At 63.1% G+C, this 23934-nt stretch carries 19 protein-coding genes and 2 pseudogenes; 7 read left to right on the top strand and 14 right to left on the bottom strand.

Annotation, left to right across the window (positions count from 1 at the left end):
• The 5 genes from phnE to CAF73_RS22370 all read right to left on the bottom strand — a co-directional run.
• Positions 1-754: phosphonate ABC transporter, permease protein PhnE (gene phnE / locus CAF73_RS22350; RefSeq protein WP_085703850.1), on the bottom strand; the 754-nt coding region annotated here is incomplete at its 3' end.
• Positions 751-1578: an ABC transporter permease gene (locus CAF73_RS22355; RefSeq protein WP_085703851.1), complete on the bottom strand. Its 828-nt coding sequence runs from the start codon at positions 1576-1578 to the stop codon at positions 751-753. The genes phnE and CAF73_RS22355, both read right to left, overlap by 4 nt.
• A complete protein-coding gene (locus tag CAF73_RS22360) occupies positions 1572-2369 on the bottom strand; it encodes a phosphonate ABC transporter ATP-binding protein (RefSeq protein ID WP_085703852.1) in 798 nt (265 codons plus the stop codon). Before CAF73_RS22360 ends, CAF73_RS22355 begins: the two co-directional genes overlap by 7 nt.
• Positions 2366-3220, bottom strand: coding sequence for a putative selenate ABC transporter substrate-binding protein (locus tag CAF73_RS22365; RefSeq protein WP_085703853.1), 855 nt, complete (start codon positions 3218-3220; stop codon positions 2366-2368). The genes CAF73_RS22360 and CAF73_RS22365 overlap by 4 nt, the downstream gene beginning before the upstream one ends.
• Positions 3221-3466: 246 nt before the next feature.
• Positions 3467-4306, bottom strand: coding sequence for a type 1 glutamine amidotransferase domain-containing protein (locus CAF73_RS22370; RefSeq protein ID WP_085703854.1), 840 nt, complete (start codon positions 4304-4306; stop codon positions 3467-3469).
• A 101-nt stretch (positions 4307-4407) separates the two neighbouring features.
• Between CAF73_RS22370 and CAF73_RS22375 the strand changes: the two genes are divergently transcribed.
• Positions 4408-5334, top strand: coding sequence for a LysR family transcriptional regulator (locus CAF73_RS22375; RefSeq protein ID WP_085703855.1), 927 nt, complete (start codon positions 4408-4410; stop codon positions 5332-5334).
• A gap of 6 nt (positions 5335-5340) precedes the next feature.
• Here CAF73_RS22375 and CAF73_RS22380 read toward each other — a convergent pair whose 3' ends face one another.
• Both CAF73_RS22380 and CAF73_RS22385 read right to left on the bottom strand, forming a co-directional pair.
• On the bottom strand, positions 5341-6333 hold the full coding sequence (locus CAF73_RS22380) for a zinc-binding dehydrogenase (RefSeq protein ID WP_085703856.1): 993 nt from the start codon (positions 6331-6333) through the stop codon (positions 5341-5343).
• A gap of 113 nt (positions 6334-6446) precedes the next feature.
• Complete coding sequence (locus tag CAF73_RS22385; protein ID WP_085700813.1) at positions 6447-7343, bottom strand: LysR family transcriptional regulator; 897 nt, start codon at positions 7341-7343, stop codon at positions 6447-6449.
• A 163-nt stretch (positions 7344-7506) separates the two neighbouring features.
• Here CAF73_RS22385 and CAF73_RS22390 point away from each other — a divergent pair, with 163 nt between their 5' ends.
• Positions 7507-8256: an SDR family NAD(P)-dependent oxidoreductase gene (locus CAF73_RS22390; protein ID WP_085700797.1), complete on the top strand. Its 750-nt coding sequence runs from the start codon at positions 7507-7509 to the stop codon at positions 8254-8256.
• Positions 8257-8267: 11 nt separating this feature from the next.
• Here CAF73_RS22390 and CAF73_RS22395 read toward each other — a convergent pair whose 3' ends face one another.
• Both CAF73_RS22395 and CAF73_RS22400 read right to left on the bottom strand, forming a co-directional pair.
• The gene (locus CAF73_RS22395; RefSeq protein ID WP_085703857.1) at positions 8268-8939 is read right to left on the bottom strand and encodes a paraquat-inducible protein A; all 672 of its coding nucleotides are present in this window, start codon (positions 8937-8939) and stop codon (positions 8268-8270) included.
• Positions 8936-9532 carry a paraquat-inducible protein A gene (locus CAF73_RS22400; RefSeq protein ID WP_085703858.1) on the bottom strand — a complete coding sequence of 199 codons (597 nt, stop codon included), beginning with the start codon at positions 9530-9532 and terminating at the stop codon, positions 8936-8938. Before CAF73_RS22400 ends, CAF73_RS22395 begins: the two co-directional genes overlap by 4 nt.
• A gap of 156 nt (positions 9533-9688) precedes the next feature.
• On the opposite strand from CAF73_RS22400, the pseudogene CAF73_RS30820 reads away from it, so the two are divergent.
• Positions 9689-9877: pseudogene (locus tag CAF73_RS30820) on the top strand (hypothetical protein); the annotation flags it as partial.
• A gap of 82 nt (positions 9878-9959) precedes the next feature.
• On the opposite strand, the pseudogene CAF73_RS30825 reads toward CAF73_RS30820, so the two are convergent.
• A pseudogene (locus CAF73_RS30825) lies at positions 9960-10106 on the bottom strand (glutathione transferase GstA); the annotation flags it as partial.
• Positions 10107-10280: 174 nt separating this feature from the next.
• Between CAF73_RS30825 and CAF73_RS22410 the strand changes: the two are divergent.
• On the top strand, positions 10281-10706 hold the full coding sequence (locus CAF73_RS22410; protein WP_085703859.1) for a cupin domain-containing protein: 426 nt from the start codon (positions 10281-10283) through the stop codon (positions 10704-10706).
• Between the two features lie 63 nt (positions 10707-10769).
• On the opposite strand, the gene CAF73_RS22415 is transcribed toward CAF73_RS22410, so the two are convergent.
• From CAF73_RS22415 to CAF73_RS22430, 4 genes are all read right to left on the bottom strand, one after another.
• Positions 10770-11885, bottom strand: coding sequence for an alkene reductase (locus tag CAF73_RS22415; RefSeq protein WP_085703860.1), 1116 nt, complete (start codon positions 11883-11885; stop codon positions 10770-10772).
• A 149-nt stretch (positions 11886-12034) separates the two neighbouring features.
• Positions 12035-14272: a molybdopterin cofactor-binding domain-containing protein gene (locus CAF73_RS22420; RefSeq protein WP_085703861.1), complete on the bottom strand. Its 2238-nt coding sequence runs from the start codon at positions 14270-14272 to the stop codon at positions 12035-12037.
• On the bottom strand, positions 14269-14742 hold the full coding sequence (locus tag CAF73_RS22425) for a (2Fe-2S)-binding protein (protein WP_085703862.1): 474 nt from the start codon (positions 14740-14742) through the stop codon (positions 14269-14271). The genes CAF73_RS22420 and CAF73_RS22425 overlap by 4 nt, the downstream gene beginning before the upstream one ends.
• Positions 14739-16004, bottom strand: a complete 1266-nt coding sequence (locus CAF73_RS22430) for a cytochrome c (protein WP_085703863.1) — start codon at positions 16002-16004, stop codon at positions 14739-14741. The genes CAF73_RS22425 and CAF73_RS22430 overlap by 4 nt, the downstream gene beginning before the upstream one ends.
• A 308-nt stretch (positions 16005-16312) precedes the next feature.
• On the opposite strand from CAF73_RS22430, the gene CAF73_RS22435 reads away from it, so the two are divergent.
• From CAF73_RS22435 to CAF73_RS22445, 3 genes are all read left to right on the top strand, one after another.
• The gene (locus CAF73_RS22435) at positions 16313-17512 is read left to right on the top strand and encodes an MFS transporter (RefSeq protein WP_085703864.1); all 1200 of its coding nucleotides are present in this window, start codon (positions 16313-16315) and stop codon (positions 17510-17512) included.
• 100 nt (positions 17513-17612) lie between these two features.
• The gene (locus CAF73_RS22440) at positions 17613-18530 is read left to right on the top strand and encodes a LysR family transcriptional regulator (RefSeq protein WP_085700787.1); all 918 of its coding nucleotides are present in this window, start codon (positions 17613-17615) and stop codon (positions 18528-18530) included.
• Between the two features lie 237 nt (positions 18531-18767).
• A complete protein-coding gene (locus tag CAF73_RS22445; protein WP_085704031.1) occupies positions 18768-23894 on the top strand; it encodes an AAA family ATPase in 5127 nt (1708 codons plus the stop codon).
• Positions 23895-23934 lie beyond the last annotated feature (40 nt).

Below are 23934 nucleotides of genomic sequence, written 5' to 3' on the forward strand. Positions count from 1 at the left end.
CCCGCACCCGCCCCCAACCACTCAACCAATCCACCCCCCACACAAGCACCAACATCGCCAAAATCACCGTCCCCGCCTGCGCTTCCTGAAACAGACTCAAGCTCACATACAACATCTGCCCCAGCCCCCCAGCGCCGACAAACCCCAGCACGCTGGCCATCCGGATGTTGTTCTCCCACCGATACAAACAGTACGCCAGCAACTGCGGCGCCAGGTTCGGCAGCGTGCCGTAGCAGAACGCCGTCACCGGATTCCCCCCTTGCAACCGAATCGCATCCGCCGGTTCCGGTGGCGTGTTTTCCAGCGCTTCAGCAAACAACCGCCCCAGCACGCCCGTGGTGTGCAGGGCCAGGGCCAGTGTCCCGGCATTCGGCCCGAGCCCAGCCGCAAGCACCATCAACGCAGCCCACACCAGTTCGGGAATCGCGCGCAGTGCGTTCAGCAGCAGGCGGGCGACGCTTTGCAATGGCCAACCAAACCGGCCAGCGGCGGGTAGCGCCAGTAGCAGGCCCAGCACGGCGGCGAGCAGGGTGCCAAGCGCAGACATGGCCAGGGTTTCCATCGACCCGCGCAAGATGGCAGTCAGGTAGCCGGGGCTGAGGTCGGGGCTCAGGAAGCGGGCGATGTAGGAGCCCATGTGTTTCAGGCCGGTCGGGCTGCCGAGTTCTTTGAGGTCGAGGCCCAGGTAGGTGAACGAGGCAATGACGGCGGAGACGATGGCGAGGATCAGCGCCGTGTTGATCAGGCGTTTCATGTCAGCCTCCAGCGCAGCAGGCGGCTGAGTTGGTCGGCGCCGAGCACCAGCAGGAGGAAGGTCAGGAGCATGCTGGCGACTTCGCCGCCGGCGAACATGCGGATCGACAGGTCGATCTGTTGGCCGAGGCCGCCGGCGCCGACGAAGCCCATGACCACCGAGGCGCGGATGGCGCATTCCCAGCGGTAGACGGTGTAGGAGAGCAGTTCCGCCGCGACGTTGGGCAGTACGCCGTAGGCGAAACTGGCGAGGCGGCCGCTGCCGGCCTGGAGCAGGGCGTGGGCCGGGCGTTGGTCGGCGGATTCGTAGATTTCGGCGTAGACCTTGCCGAGCATGCCGCTGTAGGTGATGGCGATGGCCAGCACGCCCGCCGCCGGGCCGAGGCCGACGGCGCGCACGAACAGCAGCGCCCAGACGATTTCCGGCACGCTGCGCAGGAAGATCAGCAGCCCGCGCACCGGCCAGCGCAGCAGGCGGCCCAACAGGCTCGGGCGGCCGCTGCGGGAGGCGGCGGTCAGCGACAAAGCGCGGCTGGCGAGCAGGCTGGCCGGCACTGCCAACAACAGAGCCAGGGCCATGCCGGCGGTGGCGATGGCCAGGGTTTGCAGGGTGGCTTTGAGCAGTATCTGCAGGAACGCTTCGTCGTGTGCCGGCGGCCAGAACATCGACACGAAGCGGCCCATTTCACTCTGGCTGTCAGCATGAAACAGCACGCCCAGATCCAGTTCGCTGAGCTGGATGCCGGGCCACAGCAAGGCAATCGCCAGCACGGTCAGCAGCACCCGTGGCAGCGCGGCGGGGTCGCGGGTGTCGGCGCTCAGCATCGCGGAATCTGCACAATCAGTGGGGTGACGGCAGGCGCCGGCGATTGCAACTGTTCATTGGCGTAGAGGGTGTCGAGCATGTCGCGGCTGACCTGCGCGGACGGGCAGTCGAACAGGATCTGCCCCTCGCGCAGACCGACGACGCGCGGGAAGTGCGACAGCGCCAGCTCCACTGCGTGCAGGCTCGCCACCAGCGTCACGTTATGTTCCTGGGCATGGCGCGACAGAATCGACAGCGTGTGTCCGGCCAGCACCGGGTCCATCGCCGAGACCGGTTCGTCGGCCAGCAACACCTCCGGCGCCTGATACAAAACGCGAGCAATGCCGACCCGCTGCAATTGCCCGCCGGACAGTTGCTGGCACTGGCTGAAGAGTTTGTCGGCCAGATCCAGCCGCGCCAGTGCGGCGCGGGCACCGGGCACGTCGAGCGGGTGGAGCAGATTGATCAGGCTTTTGCCCAGGCTCCATTGGCCGAGTTTGCCGGCCAGCACCGCCGTCACCACCCGTTGCCGGGGCGGCAGGGGCGGCGCCTGATGCACCAGGCCGATGCGGGCGCGCAGGCGTTGCCGCCCACGGGCGGACAAATGCCAGGCGCGTTCGCCCAGCACTTCGATGTCGCCGCTGCTGGGCCGAATGGCGGTCGCCAGCAGATTCAGCAGGCTGGATTTGCCGGCGCCGGACGGGCCGATGATCGCCACCTGCTCGCCGGCATCAATTTGCAGATCCACACCGCGCAGCGCTGCGACGCCATTGGTGTGGTGCAAAAAAGCTTGTTTGAGACGCAGCGTCATTTCAGCAAGTCGGCGGCGCGGGCGGCTTCCTCGATGCCTTTGTAGTTGTCCGGGCTGGTTTCAATGAAACGGCTGGCGGCTTGCAGGTCGAGGATTTTCTTGTGCTCGGGGTTGGCCGGGTCGAGGTCGAGGAAGGCTTTTTTGATCTTCGCCGCCAAAGCCGGGTCGAGGGTGCCGCGCACGGTCCAGTTGTAATCGAAGTAGGCCGGGGTGGTGGCGAAGACCTTGACCTTGTTGGTGTCGACCTTGCCGGCGTCCACCAGTTTTTGCCAGACGCTGGCGTTCAGCACACCAGCGTCGACCTTGCCGGCCTGCACCCAGGCGACGGTGGCGTCGTGGGCGCCGGAGTAGCCGACGCGGCTGAAATAGCTTTCCGGTTTGATGCCGTCCTTGAGCATGAAGTAGCGCGGCATCAGGCTGCCGGAGGTGGACGACACGGAGCCGAAGGCGAAGGTCTTGCCCTTGAGGTCGGCGAGGCTTTTGACGTTCGGGTCGGCGGTGATGAATTTGCTGGTGAACTGCGCGTCCTGTTCGCGCTGCACCAACGGAATCACTTTAGGATCACTTTTCAGTTGCGCCTGGACGAAGGTGAAACCGCCGAGCCACGCCATGTCGAGGCGGTTGGTGGCCAGGGCTTCGACCACTGCCGGGTAGTCGGCCACCGGCACAAACTCGACGTCCATCCCCAGTTTCTGCTTGAGATAAGCACCCAGCGGTTCGAACTTGCGCAGCAGTTCGGTCGGGGCTTCATCGGGGATTGCGCTGACCTTCAACACGTCGGCGGCTTGCGCCAGCACGGCGGTAAAGGACAGGGCCAGACCTGCGGTCAGTGCCAGGGTTCGCTTGAGCATGGAATTCTCCGTTTCGTGGGCTTCAGGAACGATGCGCCGACTGGGGCAAAGGTCATCGTGTGCACCGTCAGGTTAGCCGAAACGGGGGACTTGTTGGGGATGTCCATGAGTGTGCAGTGTTTGAACCATCGCCTTCGCGAGCAGGCTCGGTCCCACAGGAGTACGCGTTTAAGTGTAGGACCGAGCCTGCTCACGATGACGTCAGCCCGGGCAAACCCCGACCAGTGTCGGGCCCGGAACCGGCAATCACTTCAACCGTTCAACAAGCGTCTTGCCGACACCCAGTGCAGACGCCGGGTTTTGCCCGGTTATCAGTTCACGATCAACCACCACATGACTGGCCCACGCCGAAGTGTTGCTGCTGAATACACCGCCGGCTTTTTCCAGCGCGGTCTGCGGGTAGAACTTCATCGTGCCGCCGTTCAGCAGTCCTTTGGCGATCTCTTCTTCCTGATTGCTGATGACCGTGAACTTATAGCCGGCATACGTCCAGTCGTTCGCCGTTTTGGCTTTGCCGGTTTCCAGTTGCCGGGTGAATGCGGTCGGATCCGTCAGGGTCGACAGCAGCGCAATCGGGCCGTGGCAAACCAGCGCTGTGGTTTTGCCTTTTTGATGGAAGTCGTTCAGCAGTTTGCCCAGCGCCTGGCTGTGCAACAGATCCTGCATCGGTGCGTGGCCACCCGGAATGTAGACGGCATCGAAATGGTCGTAGCCGACTTGCTCGACCCGCGAGAGGCTGATGACCGGCGACTCGCCGGGCGAGGTGATCTTCAGTTGATCCAGCAGCGTTTTGTGGGTCTGCAGGGCCGCGACGTCATTGTTGAAATACATCTTGTCGTCGGAGGACCGGTCCAGCGTCGGCGCCTTGCCGGTCGGGGTGGCGAAGGTCACGGTGTGGCCCGCATCGAGCAGCAGCTTGACCGGTTGCATCAGTTCGTTGAGGTAGAAACCGGTGCTGAATACCTTGCCGTCTTTCAGATCGAGATGGTCGGAATCCGACAGCACCACCAGCACATTGGCGGCTTGGGCGTTCAACGCGGCAACGGAGAGAGACAAGGCGAAAGCAAGACGAGTGAATGAGCGCATGGCGATTCCAGAACGTGAAGGAAAGTGCGGCTCACTGTATTGATGCTCATGGCGGCGATAAACTCTCGCCACAGCAAAGCATTTGTTCTCTGGGGATCAAGATGAGCCGCCGATTCGATTATCTGGCTGACGTCGAAGTGTTCGTTACGGTGGTGGAAAAGGGTTCGCTTAGCGCCGGTGCGGTGTTTCTCGCAACCACGCCGTCGGTGGTCAGCCGGGCGATTTCGCGACTTGAAGCGCGTCTGGGCGTGCAGTTGCTGCGGCGCACTACGCGGCGCTTGAGCCTGACCGATGCCGGTGTGTTGTATCTGGAACAATCGCGAGCCGCATTCGGCCTGATCGATGATGCGGAGCGCACGATCCAGGGGCAGGACGGTGAACTCAGTGGCCGTGTGCGCCTGAGCGTGCCGACCACTTACGGACACTATCGGTTGCCGGCCATGCTTGCCCGATTCACCCGGCAATATCCGCAAGTGCGTGTTGAGTTGAGTATCAGCAATCGCAACGTCGATCTGGTGGCCGAAGGGTACGACCTGGCTATTCGGTTGGGCGCGCTGCCGGACAGCGGATTGATCGGGCGCAAGCTGGAAGATGCGCGTTTGTGTGTGGTTGCCGCGCCGGATTATCTGCAACGGGCCGGGACGCCGCAAAGTGTCGACGATCTGCAGCGGCATGCGTGCCTGCCGTTCGTGATGCCCAGCACCGGCCGCGTCGGGCCGTGGCTGTTTCGTGAACAGGACGAAGATCGCGAATGGCTGCCCAGCGCCAATATCCAGGTGTCCGACGATGTATTGGGGATCGTGTCGCTGGCGGAACAGGGGCTGGGCATCTGCCAGACCTACGACTTCATCGTTCGCGAGCGGATCGAAAGCGGGCGGCTGGTGCGATTGCTTGAACAGTCGGGCGGGCGCTCCCGACCGTTCTCGGTGATCTACCCGCCACATCGGCAGCTGTCGGCATCGGCGCGGGCGCTGATTGATTGTCTGACCCGGGAGGTCAGTCAAGGCGCAAGGGAAGGCCTCGACTGACGCGCTTCAAACGGCGGGCAGGCGCGCCACCCATTTCCCGCCGCCGGCGCCGTCCTTCAAGGCGCGCAGGGCCTGGGGCAGTTCGCGGAAGTCGAACGTTTGCAGCGCCGGGCCGATCAGGCTGCCGTCGAGCAGGGCTTGCAGCAGCTGTTCGCCGTTGCGGCGCAGCGTCTGGCGATCCTGCAGGCTGGCGTGGGTGTGGTAGCTGTTCAACGCCACTTCGTGCAGCGAAATCGCAGAGCTGAACGCCGGAACCGGCGCGGTTTCCTGGCGATCCTGAATGCACACCAGATGACCGTTGTAGCCCAGCATGCTGGCCATTTCTGCTGCGTGAGCGCCGCTGACCGTGTCGAACACGGCGTGCAAACGGCGTTCGCCGAGGCTGGCGGTGAGTGTGGTTTTCCAGTCCGGTTCGCGGTAATCGAATACGCTCACCGCCCCCAAGGATTTGAGCTTTGCATGATGCGCGCCGGACGCGGTCGCCCAGACCCGCCAGCCGCGTTGCACCGCCAGCTGCACCAGCAGCAGACCAACCGCACCGCCGGCGCCGATCACCAGCACATCAGCGGCCTCGCCGGCAGGGACTTTCTCCACGGCTTGCCATGCGGTCAAACCGGGGCAGGGCAGCGATGCGGCAGTTGCATCATCAAGCGCGGCGGGCACCGACAGTACGGTGGCGGCGTCCAGCAGGCAGTACTCGGCGAAGCTGCCATCGCTCGCCAATGATTGGTGATACGCCACGCGACTGCCGGGTTGCAGCGTCACGCCGGCGCCGGCCGCGACCACCACGCCCATGCCGTCGACACCCGGCACACGCCCGGTGCTCCATGCGGGATGGCCCCACTCGATGATTTTCCAGTCCACCGGGTTCAGGGCGATGGCGCGATTGGCCACCAGCACTTGGCCGGGGCCGGGTTGCACGAGGGGTTTGCGGGTCAGTGTCAGGCCATCCAGCCCTTGGCCGGACGTCCAGGCCCAGGCTGCGTAATCGGTTTGCATTGTGCGGTTCCCATGATTTCGATGGCCGTCAGTATCCCGGTCTGCGGACATGAGAAGAACCGGCCCTGGGTCAAAGGTGTTTTGCGTAAAAATCAGCAATGCCCCGCAACGCCTTAATCAACCTGCGCAAATCGCTCCACCAGCCAATCGATAAACACCCGCACCCGATTGCTCAAATGCCGGTTCGGCGGGTAGAGCACATGAAACGGATACGCCGACGGCCGCCAATCCTCAAGGATCGGCACCAGTTCGCCACGCTCGATCGCCGTCCTCACCGTGTAGCTGAAGGTGTGGATGATCCCAAGTCCGGCGAGGCCGGCCGCCAGGTGCGCGTTGCTCTCGTTGACGCTGATCAGGCCTTTGCCTTCGATTTGATGGCGTTCGCCGTTGCGCTGGAAGTTCGACGGCAGGATGCGCCCGGTGGAGGCCGAGCGGTAGGCGATCAATTGATGGCTGGCCAGTTCGAGCGGGTGACTCGGGGTGCCGTGGCGTTGCAAATAATCGGGCGTGGCGCAGGTGGTCCAGGACACTTCGCCGAGGCGGCGCACGGCCAGGGTTTGTTCGGTCAGAGGGCCGCCGCGAATCACGCAGTCGACGCGTTCGCTGATCAGGTCCACCGGGCGATCGCTGACACCCAGATCAATCTGGATGTCCGGATAGCGTTCGAAGAATTTCGGCAGTTCGGGGATCACCAGCATCGTCGCGGTCGAGCCACCGATGTCCACGCGAATCTTGCCGCGCGGCAGGCCTTGCGCCTGGCTGAAACCCTGATCGATGTCGTCCAGTTGATGCAGCAGTTGTTGGGTCAGTTGGTAATAGGAAGCGCCGTCGGCCGTGACGGTGAGGCGGCGGGTGGTGCGTTGCAGCAGGCGCACGCCGAGGTGGTTTTCCAGTTGGCCGATCAGTTTGCTGACCGTGGTTTTCGGCAGGTTCAGCGAGTCGGCGGCTTTGGTGAACGAACCGCTTTCCACGACGCGGGCGAAGGTGCGGATCGCCATTAACTGATTCATCGGTTCGGGCTCAGTGGTGTAGATGCGCTGAGTATTGTGCATGTCTGTGTACAAACAAAACTGATTTGGCGGATTTTTCAATTCAATCGATCAGCCTAAAGTCGCTTTCAACGGCTCACCTAAGACCCGTCACCTACCTCGAAACGGTTACTGGAGATTCATCATGAGCAACAGACTTGAAGGCAAAATCGCACTGATCACTGGCGGCACCACCGGCATCGGCCTGGCGTCGGCGCAGGAATTCGTCGCCCAGGGCGCCACGGTATTCATCACCGGCCGTCGTCAGGCCGAGCTGGACAAAGCGGTCGCCGCCATCGGCCCACGGGCCATCGGCATTCAGGGCGATGTGGCAAAACTGGAGGATCTGGACCGCATCTACAGCGAGATCGCCGCGAAGGCCGGACACCTCGACATCCTGTTCGCCAACGCCGGCGGCGGAGACATGCTGCCGCTGGGCTCGATCACTGAAGAGCACTTCGACCGGATTTTCGGCGCCAATGTGAAGGGCACGCTGTTTACTGTGCAGAAAGCACTGCCGCTGCTGCGCGATGGCGCTTCGATTCTGCTGACCTCATCGACCACTTCGGTGCAGGGCACGGAAAATTTCAGCGTCTACAGCGCGAGCAAAGCGGCGGTGCGCAATTTCGCCCGGTCGTGGCTGCTGGACCTGAAACCACGGCGCATCCGCGTCAACGCCATCAGCCCTGGCCCGGTGCGCACCCCTGGTCTGGCAGGGCTGGTGCCGGCGGAACACACGCAAGGGTTGTTTGATCAACTGGCGTCGATCGTGCCGATCGGGCGTCTGGGCGAGCCGAGCGAGATTGCCAAGGCTGCGTTGTTCCTGGCCTCGGATGACAGCAGCTTCGTCAATGGCATCGAGTTGTTCGTCGACGGCGGCACCGCGCAGATCTGATCAGATCTGAGTCAAGTCGCTTGATGCCCCGGCACTTGTTCAGTCGAGTGCCGGGGTTCTTCCGTTTCTTCGTCCGGCGCGTTGTCCCAGATCAGGCGCGGATCGAAGCTCATCGCCGAGAGCATGGTGAACACCACCACCAGGCCGAAGAACAGAATCCCTACGCGCGGCTCGATATCCCCCAGTGCCTGGAATTTCACCAGCGCCGCCACCAGCGCAACCACCAGCACATCGAGCATCGACCAATAGCCGATCAGCTCGACGAAGCGGTACAGCTTCGAACGCTCCTTGCGCGCCCAATGGCTGTCCCGTTGCACGGTCACCAGCAGCAAAGTGAGCGCGACGAATTTCACTCCCGGCACCGCGATGCTGGCGATGAAGATAATCAGGGCGATGTCCCACGCGCCGTGATCCCAGAACTCCAGCACGCCGCTCATGATGGTGCTGTCGGCGCCGTTGCCGAGCAGGGTGGTGTTCATCACCGGCAGCAGATTGGCCGGCACGTAGAACGCCAGCGCGGCGAACATGTAGGCCCAGGTGCGCGCCAGCGAATTGGTCTTGCGCCGATGCAGCGGTGCGTCGCAACGCGGGCATTGGTGCGGTTCGCCGGTCATGTCGCAGGCCAGCCCGCAGCTGTGGCACAGGCACAGGTTGAGTTCGGTTGCCGTCGGTGGTCGTTTCACAGGATGTCCCACAGTTCACGTACGTCGCGCCCGGCGATGCGGATCAGCAACAGGCTGAGCACGGCCAGCGCAAACAGGCCGATGCCGGGAATCACGTCGAGCATCCCCGCCAGTTTGAACACCGCCACCATCGCGCCGAGCAGGCACACTTCGAGCATGCTCCACGGCCGCAGCGTTTCCAGCCAGCGCATGCACAGCTTGAACCCCGGCGAACGGCGCGAGGCGAGGGCGAAGCTCAAGACCCAAATCAACAGAACCAGCTGAAAGGCCGGGGCGATGATGATCGAGATCGCCGCAACCATCGCCATGAAGGTGATCGGCCCCTGACTCAGGGCCAACACTGAATCCCACAGAGTCGCGCTGTTTTTCAGGCCCTTCATGCTGATGCTCATTACCGGGTAGAAATTGGCGAACAGCCACAGCATCGCCGCCGTGAAACTCAGGGCCAGGCGTTGCTCCACGCTCAGGCCGTTGTAGCGCTGGAGCACGCCGCCGCAGCGCACGCAGAGAGTCTTCTGGTGCTTGGCCAACGTGACTTTTTCGTACACGCAGTCGCAATGCTCACAGATGATCGGTAGATCGGTGCTGGCCATGGGGCGCTCGATGGAGGAGGGCATGAACCTTTTCACTATAGAAGCGCCGGGGCATTCGGCAACCGGGGCGCCATTCGTCCAAAACGGGGCACTAACCATCACGCGCTTGTTTCACACGTTCAGGTACGCATATCCCGTAGCAGAAAGGAGAGCCCCATGGAAATCGATGAAGATGCACCCGGCAACCGCTCGCAACAGGCCGTGACCCGCACCACCGACAATGAAACCGGCCATGATCCCCGCAAGGATGAATCGCCAGTCCCATTGCCGCCGGACGATGAAGCGCCATTGGAGGAAGACATGAGCGATGTGGCCGCCACCGATTCAGTGGCGGTTGAACATCCACACGACGGCAACCGCTCAGCAAGCGCCAACGCCGACCCGCAGAGCCCCGCCAAGGATGATGAAGACAGAGAAGCGCGTGGCCTGCCGGCGAGCGACCCGGAGTCGGGCGCCTGACTGCGCGACGGAGGTCGGCAAGGTATTGCAGAATCTCCGGGCCTACGGTCAGCACCTCACCGTTGTCCAGCATCAGCGCGGCCAGATAGCCCTTCGGATTGACCTGGCGAAGATCGTGGCGTTCAGAAGCTGGCTTTCACAGGTGCTGGCCCAACCCTTTGTATGACCGTGTATCCATCTCGCCGCCATACACAATCGGGTAACAAACCCCGTCCTCAGGACACATCCCGCGTACATGCCTCGCCCAAAGTAGGTGCCAACACATCACTACTTCCAAGAGGGCAACACCATGCGCCGTACACTTCTGATGACCGCTGCCGCCGTACTTGTTTCGATGACCGGCCTTGTCCACGCGGCTGACACCCCATCCGCCGCCCCGGCGAAAAGCTGGCAGCAGGGCCTGAGCCGTACCGATCTGGTGCATCAGGACCTGGGCGCTGCGAATCGCGAAGTCATCCAGGCTCGCGTTGATTTCGAACCGGGCGTCACGTCGCCCAACCATGCGCATCCGGGTGTGGAAGTGGCTTACGTGATCAGCGGCACGTTCGAGTACCGGCTCGAAGGGCAGGCGCCGGTGACGCTCAAGGCGGGGGATTCGCTGTTCATCCCGGCGGGTGTGGCGCATATCGCCAGGAATGTCGGCAACGAGAAGGGGTCGGAGCTGGCAACGTATATCGTCAAGAAGGGCGAGCCCTTGTTGATTCTCAAGCAGTAACGGTCGCCGAAACGAAAAGGCCTGCCGATCTGGCAGGCCTTTTTGCGTCCGCCGTTCAGCGTATCAGTGGGCGTGCACCGGGTAGTCGGTATAGCCACGCTGATCGCCGCCAAAGAACGTGCTCGGGTCCGGTGTGTTGAGCGCCAGGCCTTCGCGGATTCGCCGAGGCAGATCGGGGTTGGCCAGGAACGGTCGGCCGAACGCGATGATGTCGGCGCGACCGTCGGCCAGGGCCTGTTCCGCCGACTCGGGGTCGTAGCCGCCGGCGATCATCAACACGCCACCCCACGCATCACGCAACTGAGCGATGATCGCGTCCCAGCGCGGGTCGAAATTCTCGTCTTTGACGGTGCCGACCACGGCCGGCTCGACCAGATGCAGATAGGCCAGTTTCCAGCGGTTCAACGAGCGCACGATGTAGCCGAATGTGGCTTGCGGCGATTCATCGCCCATGCCCATGAAACGGCCCATGGGCGTCAGGCGCACGCCGACACGGTCAGCGCCGACTTCGTCGACCACCGCCGCCACGACTTCCAGCAACAGACGCGCGCGGTTTTCCAGGGTGCCGCCATAACCGTCAGTGCGCTGGTTGCTGTTGCTGTTGATGAACTGGTCCAGCAGATAGCCGTTGCCGGCGTGAATTTCCACGCCATCCATCCCGGCGTTCAGCGCATTGCGTGCGGCGCGGCGGTAGTCGTTGATGATGTCGGCGATTTCCGAAACCTGCAGTGCGCGCGGCACTGGCACGTCGCCCCAGACACCATTGCCGTCGGCATCGACGATGAAAGTCTTGCCCGGTACGGGCAATGCGCTGGGGGCCACCGGCAGTGCATTGTCCGGTTGAAAGCTTGGGTGCGATACCCGGCCCACATGCCACAGTTGCATGAAGATCAACCCGCCGGCCTCGTGTACCTGACGGCTGACTTCACGCCAGGCTTGCACCTGTTCATTGCTGTAGATGCCAGGCGTCCACGCATAACCCTGACCCTGACGGGAAATCTGCGTCGCCTCGGTAATGATCAGCGCGGCACTTGCTCGCTGGCGGTAGTACTCGGCGTTCATGGCTGTCGGGATATCGCCCGGCTGCCCGGCACGGGAGCGCGTCAACGGCGCCATCGCCACCCGGTGGGGAAGTGTGTAGGGGCCGAGGGCGATGGAGCGGAACAGATGCTGCGTCATGGGTGTTCTCCAGTCTTCGAAATGGGTCGGCAGGGCGGTGTCGGACATTGGCTCCGGCACCGGATGGCCCTACGTTAAGCGGCTGTCCGGCGCTTGATAATCCACCCGCGACGCCACGCTGCATTGCGTGAAATGCAACAGGGCGCGACTCAGGAAGGCTGTTGCGAGCGGGTCAGAGGGAGGTTCAACCAGCGTCGTCCGGTGGCGTTCGCCACGGCGTTGCCGATGGCTGCCGCCATGGGGCCCTGAACGATTTCGGCGGCCCCCAGAAACGGTTGTCCCGGCTGGTCGAGCAGGTGAACGTCGACCTTCCTGGGGACTTGCGAGAAGCGCAGGATCGGGTAGCCGCTCCAGTCGTAGCTGCGGATGCCGCCGGCGTCATAGGCGACCTTTTCATACAGCGTCCAACTGGTGGACTGAACGATCCCGCCCTCGACCTGGTTGCGCAGGCCATCGGGACTGACGATCTGCCCCACGTCCACCGCTGTGACGACGTGATCGATCTGCACTTCGCCGGTCTGCGGATGCACTTGCAGGCGCACGGCGATGGCGCAGTAGCCCATGATGTTTTTGTAGCGCGCGAACGCAAAGCCAATGCCCGCGCCGGGTTCGCTGCTTTTTTGTGGCCAGCCGACGGCATCGCGAACTTGCTCGACAACGGCCCTTGCCCGGGGATCGGTCAGGTGCGCCAGACGCAGGGCAACCGGATCAATTCCTGCCTTGGCGGCCATCTCGTCGATACAGGCTTCGATGGCGAAGACGTTGATGTGCGCCCCCAGCGAGCGCATGGCAGAAGTGCGGAACGGCATCTCGGTAACGAAGTTCATGTCGATCCGCGAAGAGGCCACGGTGTACAGCGGCACGGCGTTGCGATCGCCATCGCCTTCGGGCTGAGCGATCGGCACCGAGGGTGCGGAGGTGAACGGCCGGGCCAGCAGGCGTGCGGGCAGCAAGCGCCCGGCGTTGACGATGCGTTCGTTGTGCGGCGTGGTCCACAGCTCATAGTTCCAGTCTTGCAGACGTCCCTGGGCGTCGAGGCTGGCTTGCACTTCGGTGACCATCGCCGAGCTGTAGGGCTCCCAGAGGTTTTCCTGCTCGCGCATCCATTGCACCCGCACCGGCGTGCCCGGCACGCGCATGGCAATCAACGCGGCGTCAGCCGCTGCATCGTCTGCGCCGTTGTGGCCGTAACAGCCGGAACCTTCGGTGTGGATGCAGCGCACGCGCTCGGGTGGCAGCCGCAGCATTTCGGCGATCCCGGCACGCAGCGGATACACGCCCTGGGTGTGTGTCCAGACGGTGAGGGCACCGTCCTTGAACCAGGCCACGGCGCAGGACGGTCCGATGGAGCCATGCATCAGATATTGCTTGGTCACGCGGGCGCGATATTCGATGTCGGTCGCGCCCAGGGACGTACCTTCATGGCTGATCGGATAACGCCGTGATGGCAGGCGTTTGAGCAAGGTGTGGATGTCCCGCGATTCGGGGATCGCCTGTCCGCCGCTCCAGCGCGCTGAAGCGTATCCGTGGCGCATGGCTTTGATCGCTTGCCATTCGTCCCGCGCCACCACGGCCAGGTAATTGCCGTCGCGAATCACCTGCACCACGCCGGACAGCGCCTGGATCGATTCAATATCGATGGTTTCCAGCGTGCTGCCGGGACGCGGCGGGCGGATGACCCGGGCGTGGAGCATGCCCGGCAGGCGAATGTCCTGCACGAAGGCGGCGCCGCCGCTGACTTTACCCGGAATATCCAGGCGGGGCAGCGAATGGCCGATGAGCTTGAATGAGCTCGGCGGCATCGAGGGCGATTCGGATTTTGCATAGCGGTGCAGATCGACATGCTGGACCGCATCGGCGTAGGACATGCGCTGCCCGGTCGGACCGAGAATGAAACCGTCCCGAGTCGTCAGCAGTGCCGGCGCAACGTTCCAGCTGCGCCCGGCCGATTCCAGCAGCATCTCGCGCACCTGTGCCGCCGCGTTGAACAACGCGGTGCCACTGTCGAAAATCGTGTGGCTGCCGGCGGTGTAGCCTTCGTTCGGTGTCAGTGCGGTGTCGGCGGTGAGCAGGTTGATTGCTGTCGGCGAGACCTCCAGGCGTTCAGCGGCAATTTGCAGCAACGCGGTTTTGACTCCGGTGCCCAGTTCGACCTTGCCGGTGTAGACGGTGATGCCGTCAGCGCCGACGCGAATCCAGGCATCGAGCCAGGGGTTGGTGCGCAGGCTGCCGGGCAGGTCCGGCGCCAGCACGACTGTGCCCAGGGTATCGACTTCGGTGTCGGCCAGGGCGCGGCGCGCGACCGGCACCAGAGCAAACGCCACCAGCAGGGCGCCCCCGCGCAGGAACGCACGGCGACTGTGATCGACCTCGTTGATTGTCGTCATAGCGCGCTCCCGTTCTGCCGGGCGACAAGGCTGATCGCCTCGATGATGCGCAAGTGTGTGCCGCAGCGGCACAAGTTGCCTGCCATGTATTCGCGAATGGTCTGCTCGTCGGGATGCGGATTGCTTTCGAGCAGTGACTGCGCACGCATCAACATGCCGGCGATGCAGTAACCGCATTGAGCGGCCTGTTTATCGATGAACGCTTGTTGCAGAGAACCGGGGCGTTCGGCGGTTCCCAGGCTTTCGACCGTCCGAACCTTTTTGCCCTCGAGACCGGCGCAGGGTGTCAGGCAGGAAAACACCGGTTTGTCATCGACGATGACGGTGCAGGCGCCGCATTGGCCCAGGCCACACCCATACTTGGCGCCGTTCAGGCCCAGGTGATTGCGCAACGCATAGAGCAGCGGCATGTCGGGTTCCAGCTCAAGAGCCTGGGAGGATCCGTTGACGTTGAGGGTGATCTGAGTCATTTCGTCTCCTGACGTAGTGCTTGGAGGGTGGCAGGAAGGTCGGTCCAGGGTTGCTCGGCGTTGGCTTGATGGCGCAGCCAGGTCGCCAGAACAGTGAGTTGAGCGTTGTCGAGACTGGCGGCGAACGAGGGCATCACCGGGCCCGGATGGCCGGGTTCTGCCGGGATGCCTTCGAGTACGGTTTTCAAAAAGTTGCGCGGGCTGGCGGCTTGCAACGCCGAGGTTCGATCCAGTGCCGGACGACCGTCGATTTCACGCATCGGCGCGCCTTGGGCATGGCAGCCGGCGCAGGCGCTGGCGAACAGCAGCGCGCCAGAGGAGCGATCCGCAGGTTCCGTGCTGGCGCTGACGTTCGGAATCTCGTTGATTGCAGTTTTCGCCGGCAGACTCAGCAAGTATTCGGCAATCGCCTGGGCATCTTCCGCCGGCAGGCGCGCCAGACCGAGGCTGACCGGGCGCATCGGGCCCGCCGCCGTGCCGTGTCCGTCGACCACGTCGCCCCGCAGGTAACTCACCAGTTGTTCGCGGCTCCACGGGTTTGCCCGGTGCGCCATGCCCAGCAGTGACGGCGCGTCCCAGCCATCCACGCTGCCGCCCGCCAGGCTTTCGCCGGACTTCTCGGCACCGATCATATTCAACGGCGAATGACAGCCCGCGCAGTGACCCGGACCTTCGACCAGGTAACGCCCGCGATTCCACGCCTGCGATTGCTGCGCTACCGGCGTCAATGGCTTCGCGTGCAGGAACAGCAGGTTCCAGAACGACACCAATGGCCGGATGTTCATCGGGAAGTTCATGCGGTTCTGTTGTGGCGGCGAGTCCACGGCGGGGCCGCTCATCAGGTACGCATAGGCGTCGGCGATGTCGTCCTGGCTCATGCGCCGGTAATGAACGTAAGGGAAGGCCGGGTACAGGAAGTGGCCGTCGCGCGAGATGCCTTCACGCATCGCCCGCTCAAAGGCCGGCAACGACCACTGGCCGATGCCGGTCTGTGGATCCGGGGTGATGTTGGTGCTGTAGAGGGTACCGAACGGTGTCACCAGCGGCAGTCCGCCGGCCAGGTATTGGCCGCCGGGCCGCGTATGACACACCGCACAATCGCCCGCCTCGACGACGCGCGCGCCGCGTTGCAGTTGGGCGGAGTCGAAGGTTTGCGGACGCTCGACCGGCGCGATTGCCGGACGCCACATCAGCGCCAGGGCCGCGATTGCACCGATCGACGCGAGGGCTGCCGCGCTGATCCACAGCACTCTGGATCTCATGAAGTGGCCGTTCATGAGCATTTGCCCAAGAGGCACGCGGTGGGCGTGAAGAACGGATTCGGCATCTCGACAACTCCTTGAAAGAGCGGGAAAGGGCGCCGATGCAAAGCCCTGCGCCAAGTGCCCAAGGGTAGAGAAGGTGTATCCGTCCGAGTATTGCCAGACCGCGCAATAGCACGTTGCGCCAAGTGCAACGCCTGGGGACCGTTGCACTTGGCGCATCACTCAATTGCCCGGCAGATGGATACTCGAAGGCCGGCGCAGCCCCTAGCCTTGGCGTCACTTTCCAAACTCATCGAGGTGTCATCATGCTTACGGGCAATCCGGCAGCGGCGGGCAAGGCCGAACAATCCGCTTCTCTTTCCGGCCTGATGGTCGCGTTCCTGGCATTCTGCTGCGGCGCGGTCGTGGCCAACCTTTATTACGCTCAGCCGATCGTCGAACTGATCGCGCCGCAAATCGGCCTGTCCAGTGCCAATGCCAGTCTGATTGTTTCACTCACGCAGTTCGGTTATGCATTGGGCCTGCTGTTGCTGGTGCCGCTGGCCGATCTGATGGAAAACCGTCGGTTGGTGGTGGGCTTCACCCTCGCGGCGAGTGTGACGCTGTTGTGCGCCGGTCTGACGCATTCGCCGTCGATGTTCCTTGTCCTGTCGTTGCTGATCGGCCTCACTTCGGTGGCGGTACAGATCCTGGTGCCGCTGGCCGCGCATCTGGCGCCCGAGGCGAGCCGCGGGCGGGTGGTGGGCAACATCATGAGCGGCCTGTTGCTGGGCATTCTGCTGTCGCGGCCACTGTCGAGTCTGTTGGTGGAAGTGTTCGGCTGGCGCGGGGTGTTTTTCAGCGCAGCGGCACTGATGGCCGTCATCGCCCTGGTCACGGCGATTGCCTTGCCGCGCCGCGTCCCGACTCATCAGGCGACGTATGTGGCGCTGATCGGTTCGGTGTTTGCGCTGGCCCGTCGGCACGCGGTCCTGCGTCAGCGTTCGCTGTATCAGGGCTTGCTGTTCGCCAGCTTCAGCCTGTTCTGGACCCTCGCACCGATCGAGCTGATGCGACACCACGGTTTCAGTCAGGCACAGGTGGCGATTTTTGCACTGGTCGGCGCCGTGGGCGCGGTTGCAGCGCCGATTGCCGGGCGGTTGGCCGATGCCGGGCACGGTCGGCGCGGGACGCTCGTTGCACTGTTGTTGGCGCCAGCCTCCTTGCTGATCGCCGCGCTGCCGGGCAGCAGTTATGTCTGGCTGGTGGTTTGCGCGGTGCTGCTGGACTTCGCCGTGCAACTGAACATGGTTCTGGGTCAGCGCGAGGTGTACGCCATTGATCCGCACAGCCGGGCCCGCCTGAATGCCGTGTACATGACCAGCATCTTCGTCGGCGGCGCGCTGGGATCGCTGGTCGCAAGTCCGCTCTACGAGCATTTCGGCTGGAACCTGTCCGCCGTGACCGTGGCGTTGCTCCCGGCGCTGGCCCTGGCGATGTTTCTGAGCCGCAAGACCGATGCCTGAGCCTCAGACACCGGTGAGTCCGATCAAGCACGGTCTTACAAGACGATTGGCGAACGGTGATGCACAATCATCACCGTTTCCTTTCGATCGGGCTCCACTTATGGACAAGTTGCTGGCACTGAAGATGTTCGTTGAAACCGTCCGTTGCGGTGGTTATTCCTCGGCGGCGCGCAAACTCGGCATCTCCACCTCTTCGGTGACACGCCAGGTGGCGGGGCTGGAAAACGAGCTGGGCGCCAGCCTGCTCAATCGCACGACACGCAACACCAGCGTGACGGTCGCCGGCCAAACCTATTTCGAGAAAGCGGTGGCCATTCTCGATGCCATCGACGAGGCCGACGCGGTTGTCGCCGACCGTGGCAGCGAGGCGCAGGGCCGGCTGCGCATCAGCGTGCCGGTCGAGTTCGGTCGCCAGATCATTGCACCGCAACTGGGGGTTTTGCTCGACCGCCATCCGGGGCTGGAAGTCAGTGTGTCGTTGAGCGATCAGGTCAGCGATCTGCTGAGCGAGCAGATCGATGTCTCGGTGCGACTGGGATCGTCGGTGGTCAGTGACGATATCGTCAGCAAGCGCGTGGGCGGCTTCCAGCGCTGGGTGGTGGCGAGTCCGGATTACCTGACTCATCACGCTGCGCCTTTGCATCCGCGCGATTTGCTTGAGCATCAATGCCTGCGCTTCGACTACGGTGGTTCGCACCAGCACTGGACATTCCAGGGCGACGAGGAAACCATCCAGCTCAATGTGCACGGCCGCCTGCAAAGCAACAACGCCGACATCCTGCGCGAAGCGGCGGTGGCGGGGCGCGGGGTGACCCTGCTGGCCGACTGGCTGGTGCGCGCCGATGTCGAGGCGGGTCGGTTGACGCGGCTGCTGGCAGGGTATGAAGTCAACCCGGGTAATGCGAGCTGCTGCATCAATGCGTTGTACCTGCCCAATCATCGGGGCTCCAGTCGTATCAATGTGTTCATCGATTTTCTGGAAGAGATTCTGGCGGCGCAGCCATCGAGTCAGCGCTAGATTGCCGTTTACTGTCGCTGCGTTGCCGGTGGGTCAGGTTTGTCGCGCCGGCCGTGGTCCATTCCCTTAACACCTTCGTTTGATTGCCGCGCGTCGGTTTTACTGCAAAGATTTTCGTTGGTTTTTCTCCCTGCCTTTCCCTCAGCTACGGTTAGCAAAGGGTGCCAAACGGCATACAGGTAACGGTGCCCCATGATCCAGCGATTACCAACGGCTGCGACGGCGATGAATGAAGGCATGCAGATGCTGTGGGACGACGCAGAACGCATTCTCCTGCGGGGCAGACGTGCTTCTGGCGGTCATGAGGTTGATGTCCTGATCGCCTCGCTCGCTACGGAGCAACCTTCGGGCGCCAGCGTCGAGCGGCTTGCCCATGAGTTTTCCCTGAAAGACCAGTTGGAGAGCGACTGGGCGGCCCGTCCCCTTGAGTTGTTGCATGACGAGGGCCGCCTGCAGCTGGTGCTCGAAGACCCGGGCGGCGTGCCGCTGGCCCGTTTGCTGAAGGCACCCCTGGACGTTGCGACGTTTCTGCCGCTGGCCATCAGCGTGGCGGTTGCACTGGGCAAGTTGCATCGACGTGGCCTGATTCACAAAGACATCAAGCCCGCTCACCTTCTGGTGAACTGCCCCGATGGGCACGCCCGACTCACCGGTTTCGGCCTCGCATCGCGTCTGCCCCGGGAACGGCAGCCCGCGGAACCGCCAGAAACATTGTCCGGGACCCTGGCCTATATGGCCCCGGAACAGACGGGCCGGATGAACCGCTTGGTGGATTCGCGCAGCGACCTCTATGCCTTCGGCGTCACGCTCTATCAAATGCTCACCGGGTCGCTGCCGTTCAGCGCTGCCGATCCGATGGAATGGCTGCATTGCCATATCGCGCGTACGCCGATGTCGCCGAGTGCGCGCGTGGCGACGGTGCCCGAGATGCTGTCGCGAATCGTCATGAAGCTGCTGGCCAAGACCGCCGAGGAGCGCTATCAGTCTGCGCTTGGCGTCGAGCAGGATCTGCGCCATTGTCTGGCAGGCTGGCACCTGCAGAATATGGACGAGTTTGCGCTGGACGAGCAGGGGACGTGCGACCGTTTGCTGATCCCCGAAAAGCTCTACGGCCGAGAGCCCGAAGTCCAGACGCTGATTGCCGCGTTCGAACGGATTGCCGTCAGCCACCGACCGGAGCTGGTGCTGGTTTGCGGCTATTCGGGCATCGGTAAATCCTCGGTGGTCCACGAGCTGCATCAAACCCTGGTGCCGGTGCGCGGGTTGTTCGCCAGCGGAAAGTTCGACCAGTACAAACGCGACGTACCTTATTCGACTCTGGCCCAGGCGTTCCAAGGGCTGGTGCGCACGCTTCTGGGCCAGAGCGATTCGCAAATGGCCGAGTGGCGCAACGCGCTGCGGCAAGCGCTGGGCGCCGAGGCGCGGCTGGTGAGCGACCTGATTCCGGAGCTGAAACTGATCATCGGCGATACGCCGCCGGTAGCAGACCTGGAGCCGCCACAGGCGCAACGCCGGTTCTTGCAGGTATTGCGACGGTTTATCGGCGTGTTTGCCCGCGCCGAACATCCACTTGTGCTGTTTCTGGATGATTTGCAATGGCTGGATGTCGCGACACTCAATTGGCTGGAGGAACTGCTGACGCATTCCCACTTGCAGCACTTGATGCTGATCGGCGCTTACCGCAGCAATGAGGTGGATGCCTCGCATCCGTTGACCACCCGGTTGAGCGCCATCAAAGCGGCTGGGGGGCGGATACATCAGATCACCCTGTTGCCGCTGGCCCGATCGCACATCGAGCAGTTGATCGCCGAGTCATCGCGCTCCGAGCCGTCGTACATCGCGCCGCTCGCGCAGCTGATTCTGGACAAGACGCAGGGCAATCCTTTCTTCGTCATTCAGTTCCTGCAAACCCTGGTCGAACAGGATCTGCTGACTTTCGATCATGACCGCCGGCAATGGGTCTGGGACGCACAGCGCATACACACCAGGGGCTACACCGACAATGTGGTCGACCTGATGCTCGACAAGATGGCACGGTTGCCCGCTGAAACGCAGCAGGCGTTGCAGCAACTGGCGTGCCTGGGCAACCTCGCCGATGTCGCCTCCCTGTCTACCGTTCTGGACTTGCCTGTCGCACAGGTTCACGGGGTGTTGTGGCCGGCGGTTCGTCATGAATTGATCACGCGTCAGGACAGCACTTATGGGTTTGTTCACGATCGGGTCCAGGAAGCGGCGTATCTGCTGATTGATGAGGCTGCCCGTGCGCAGCATCACCTGCGGATCGGACGTTCGCTGGTGGAGAAGACGCCGGCAGACAAGCATGCAGAAAAGATTTTCGAGATGGTCGGCCAACTCAATCGAGGTGCCGCGCTGATGAATCGACAACAGGAGCGCGAACACCTGTCGCAATTGAACCTGCTGGCGGGCGAACGGGCCAGAGCGTCAACGGCCTATGCTTCGGCGCTGACGTACTTCGCCCAGGGCGCAGCGCTGCTGGGCGAGGGCGGCTGGGAACATCAGCGTGAGTTGATGTTTGCGCTGGAGTCCGGCCGGGCCTTTTGCGAATTCCTTACCCGCCAGTTGGGGAGCGCCGAAGCGCGTCTGCGGCAATTGTCACGCCGTGCGCTGACGCTGATCGAACGCACCCGGGTCGCCTGCCTGCAAGCGGATCTCTACCTGGTTCTGAATCAGAGCGACAACGCGGTGACGGTCTGCCTGGCTTTCCTGCGTTATCTGGGGATCGAGTGGTCGCCTCATCCCGATGACGACGAGGTGCGTGACGAATACCGGCAGATCGGGCAAAGGCTCGGCGAGCGTCCTATCGAAGCATTGATCGATCTGCCGCCCATGGTGGATGAAACCGCGCTTGCCACTCTTGAAGCCCTGACCAAGCTGATCGTGGCAGCGGTCCATATGGACGGCAATCTTCCGGGCCTGGCCATGTGCCGGGCGATCAATCTGAGCATTGAATACGGCAACAGCGATGCTTCGTGCGTGGCCTATGCCAACGTATCGCGGATCGCCGGGCGGCGGTTCGCGGACTATCCGGCCGGCGTGGCGTTCGCCGAGCTGGGCTGTCGACTGGTCGAACGGCGCGATCTGGAACGCTATCAGGCACGTACGCAACTGGCGTTCTGGTTGTTTGCCAAACGCTGGGCTCAACCGATACGAACCTGCCTTGAGCCTTTGGCCCGTATATTTGAAGTGGCGAACCGCACTGGTGATCTGCCGATTGCCGCGTTCACCGGCAACAGCCGGGTCTCCAACCTGTTGGCCACCGGCGAACCCCTGGCCGAATTGCATGAGGAGGCCGAGCGCGGGTTGGCTTACGCCAGAAAAATCGGGTTCGGCGTGGTCATCGACTTCATCGAAACGCAGTTGGCGTTTATCCGGATGCTCCGGGGCCAGACGCCAACTTTCGGCAGTATCGGCCCGGGCGCATTTGCCGAGCGCCACTGCGAGGATCACCAGACCTCATTGGTTGCCATTTGCTGGCACTGGATTCGCACCTTGCAGGCCTGTTATTTCGCCGGCTACTACGAAGCAGCGGCAGAGGCCGGCGCCGCCGCTCGACAATTGCTCAGGTCATCGCACTCGTTTCTTGAGGAAGCCGAATATTGCTTCTACCAGGCCTTGACCCTCGCTGCCCTGTGCAGCACCAGGCCCGCCGGTGAACGGCAGGCGCAACTCGACGTCATCACCGCGCAACACCGGCAATTGCAGGTCTGGGCCGAACTCTGCCCGGACAATTTCGCCAGCCACGCCGCATTGCTGGCGGGTGAAATTGCCCGTCTGGAGGGCCGGCTGCCAGAGGCCGAGCATTGCTTCGAACAAGCAATCGAATCAGCTCAGCGCAGCGGCTTCCTGCATATCGAAGCGCTGGCCAACGAGCTCGCCGCGCGTTTCTATGAAAACCGCGGGCTGCACAAGATTGCCCGGGTCTATCTTCAGGATGCGCGCTACGGCTATCAGCGCTGGGGCGCCGAGGGCAAAGTGCGACAACTGGAGGCCGAGCACACGTTCCTGCGGGTCGAAAAACCGCTGCCCGGTCCCACCAGTACCATCGCCACGCCGGTGGAGCATCTGGACCTTGCGACCGTGTTAAAGGTGTCGCAAGCGGCCTCCAGTGAAATCGTCCTCGAAAAGCTGATCGACATGATCATGCGCACCGCAATCGAACAGGCCGGCGCGCAGCGTGGCGTGCTGATCCTGACGGAGCAGGGCAAGCAGCGGATCGTCGCCGAGGCGATCACTCGTGACGACGCGACGCAACTGGATCTGCGCGATGCGCCGGTGGCTGCGAGGCTGTTGCCGGAGTCGGTCCTGAACCAGGTGCTGCGCACTCAGGAAAACCTGGTACTGGCTGATGCCTTGGCCGAACCATCGTTCGCGGCCGACCCGTATGTTCGCCAGCATCGTGTGCGCTCGGTACTCTGCCTGCCGTTGCTCAATCAGGCGAAACTGATCGGCGTGCTGTATCTGGAAAACAACCTGACTTCGCGGGTGTTCAGCCCCTCACGGATCGCCTCGCTGAGGCTGATCGCCTCACAGGCGGCGATCTCGCTGGTCAATGCACGCCTGTACCGCGATGTCGCCGAGCGCGAGGTCAAAAGCCGCGAAAGCGAGCAGCGTTATCGCGAGATACAGGCTGAGCTGGCCCATGCCTGCCGCGTCGCGACCATGGGGCAACTCGCGGCCTCGATTGCCCATGAAGTCAGCCAGCCGCTGGCCTCGACACTCGCCAGCGCCCAGGCAGCGCTGCGCTGGTCGGGTGCGGCGCCACCGAACCTCGAAGAAACCCGCCTGTGCCTGGAGCGGATCGTCAGGGATGCCCATCGGGGCAGTGAGGTGCTGGATCGTATTCGCGGGCTGATTCGCAAGGCCCCTCAGCCAAAGGAGCCGGTCAACCTCAATGAGGTGATTGGCGAAGTCATCGAGATCACCCGGAGCCAGGCGCAGAAGGCCGGGGTTTCGGTCGAGGCGCAGATGGCGGCCAGTTTGCCACGGGTCGATGGCGACCGGGTCGAGCTGCAGCAAGTGGTGCTCAATCTGGTGATGAACGCACTGGAAGCCATGAGCGGTGCAGGTGTCGTCAAAGGAGAGCTGCGCATCCGCACGCAAGCCAATGAAGCGGAGCAGGTGTGGGTGTGTGTCAGCGATTCGGGGCCGGGGTTCGGCGCGCATTCGATCGGGCAGCTGTTTACACCGTTTTACACCACCAAACCCACGGGGCTGGGCATGGGGCTGTCGATCTGCCGTTCGATCATCGAGACCCATGGCGGTCAATTGTGGATCGAGGCCAATCAGCCGTGCGGTGCCGTCGTGCAGTTTGTCTTGCCGGCCGATCCCGTTCTGCTTCCGTGAGCAGAAAAAAGCGCCCGCCAAAAAAACCGTGGCGGGCGCC

The sequence above is a fragment of the Pseudomonas sp. B15(2017) genome (assembly GCF_002113215.1).
Classification (GTDB): Bacteria; Pseudomonadota; Gammaproteobacteria; order Pseudomonadales; family Pseudomonadaceae; genus Aquipseudomonas.

Excerpts from the sequence above, each read along its gene's own strand:
- CAF73_RS22400 (WP_085703858.1), bottom strand. The coding sequence starts at position 9,532 with ATGGCCAGCACCGATCTACCGATCATCTGTGAGCATTGCGACTGCGTG.
- CAF73_RS22355 (WP_085703851.1), bottom strand. The coding sequence starts at position 1,578 with ATGCTGAGCGCCGACACCCGCGACCCCGCCGCGCTGCCACGGGTGCTG.
- CAF73_RS22375 (WP_085703855.1), top strand. The coding sequence starts at position 4,408 with ATGAGCCGCCGATTCGATTATCTGGCTGACGTCGAAGTGTTCGTTACG.
- CAF73_RS22380 (WP_085703856.1), bottom strand. The coding sequence starts at position 6,333 with ATGCAAACCGATTACGCAGCCTGGGCCTGGACGTCCGGCCAAGGGCTG.
- CAF73_RS22420 (WP_085703861.1), bottom strand. The coding sequence starts at position 14,272 with ATGACGACAATCAACGAGGTCGATCACAGTCGCCGTGCGTTCCTGCGC.
- CAF73_RS22415 (WP_085703860.1), bottom strand. The coding sequence starts at position 11,885 with ATGACGCAGCATCTGTTCCGCTCCATCGCCCTCGGCCCCTACACACTT.
- CAF73_RS22445 (WP_085704031.1), top strand. The coding sequence starts at position 18,768 with ATGCAGATGCTGTGGGACGACGCAGAACGCATTCTCCTGCGGGGCAGA.
- CAF73_RS22435 (WP_085703864.1), top strand. The coding sequence starts at position 16,313 with ATGCTTACGGGCAATCCGGCAGCGGCGGGCAAGGCCGAACAATCCGCT.
- CAF73_RS22360 (WP_085703852.1), bottom strand. The coding sequence starts at position 2,369 with ATGACGCTGCGTCTCAAACAAGCTTTTTTGCACCACACCAATGGCGTC.
- CAF73_RS22390 (WP_085700797.1), top strand. The coding sequence starts at position 7,507 with ATGAGCAACAGACTTGAAGGCAAAATCGCACTGATCACTGGCGGCACC.
- CAF73_RS22425 (WP_085703862.1), bottom strand. The coding sequence starts at position 14,742 with ATGACTCAGATCACCCTCAACGTCAACGGATCCTCCCAGGCTCTTGAG.
- CAF73_RS22410 (WP_085703859.1), top strand. The coding sequence starts at position 10,281 with ATGCGCCGTACACTTCTGATGACCGCTGCCGCCGTACTTGTTTCGATG.
- CAF73_RS22440 (WP_085700787.1), top strand. The coding sequence starts at position 17,613 with ATGGACAAGTTGCTGGCACTGAAGATGTTCGTTGAAACCGTCCGTTGC.
- CAF73_RS22430 (WP_085703863.1), bottom strand. The coding sequence starts at position 16,004 with ATGAGATCCAGAGTGCTGTGGATCAGCGCGGCAGCCCTCGCGTCGATC.
- CAF73_RS22370 (WP_085703854.1), bottom strand. The coding sequence starts at position 4,306 with ATGCGCTCATTCACTCGTCTTGCTTTCGCCTTGTCTCTCTCCGTTGCC.
- CAF73_RS22385 (WP_085700813.1), bottom strand. The coding sequence starts at position 7,343 with ATGAATCAGTTAATGGCGATCCGCACCTTCGCCCGCGTCGTGGAAAGC.
- CAF73_RS22365 (WP_085703853.1), bottom strand. The coding sequence starts at position 3,220 with ATGCTCAAGCGAACCCTGGCACTGACCGCAGGTCTGGCCCTGTCCTTT.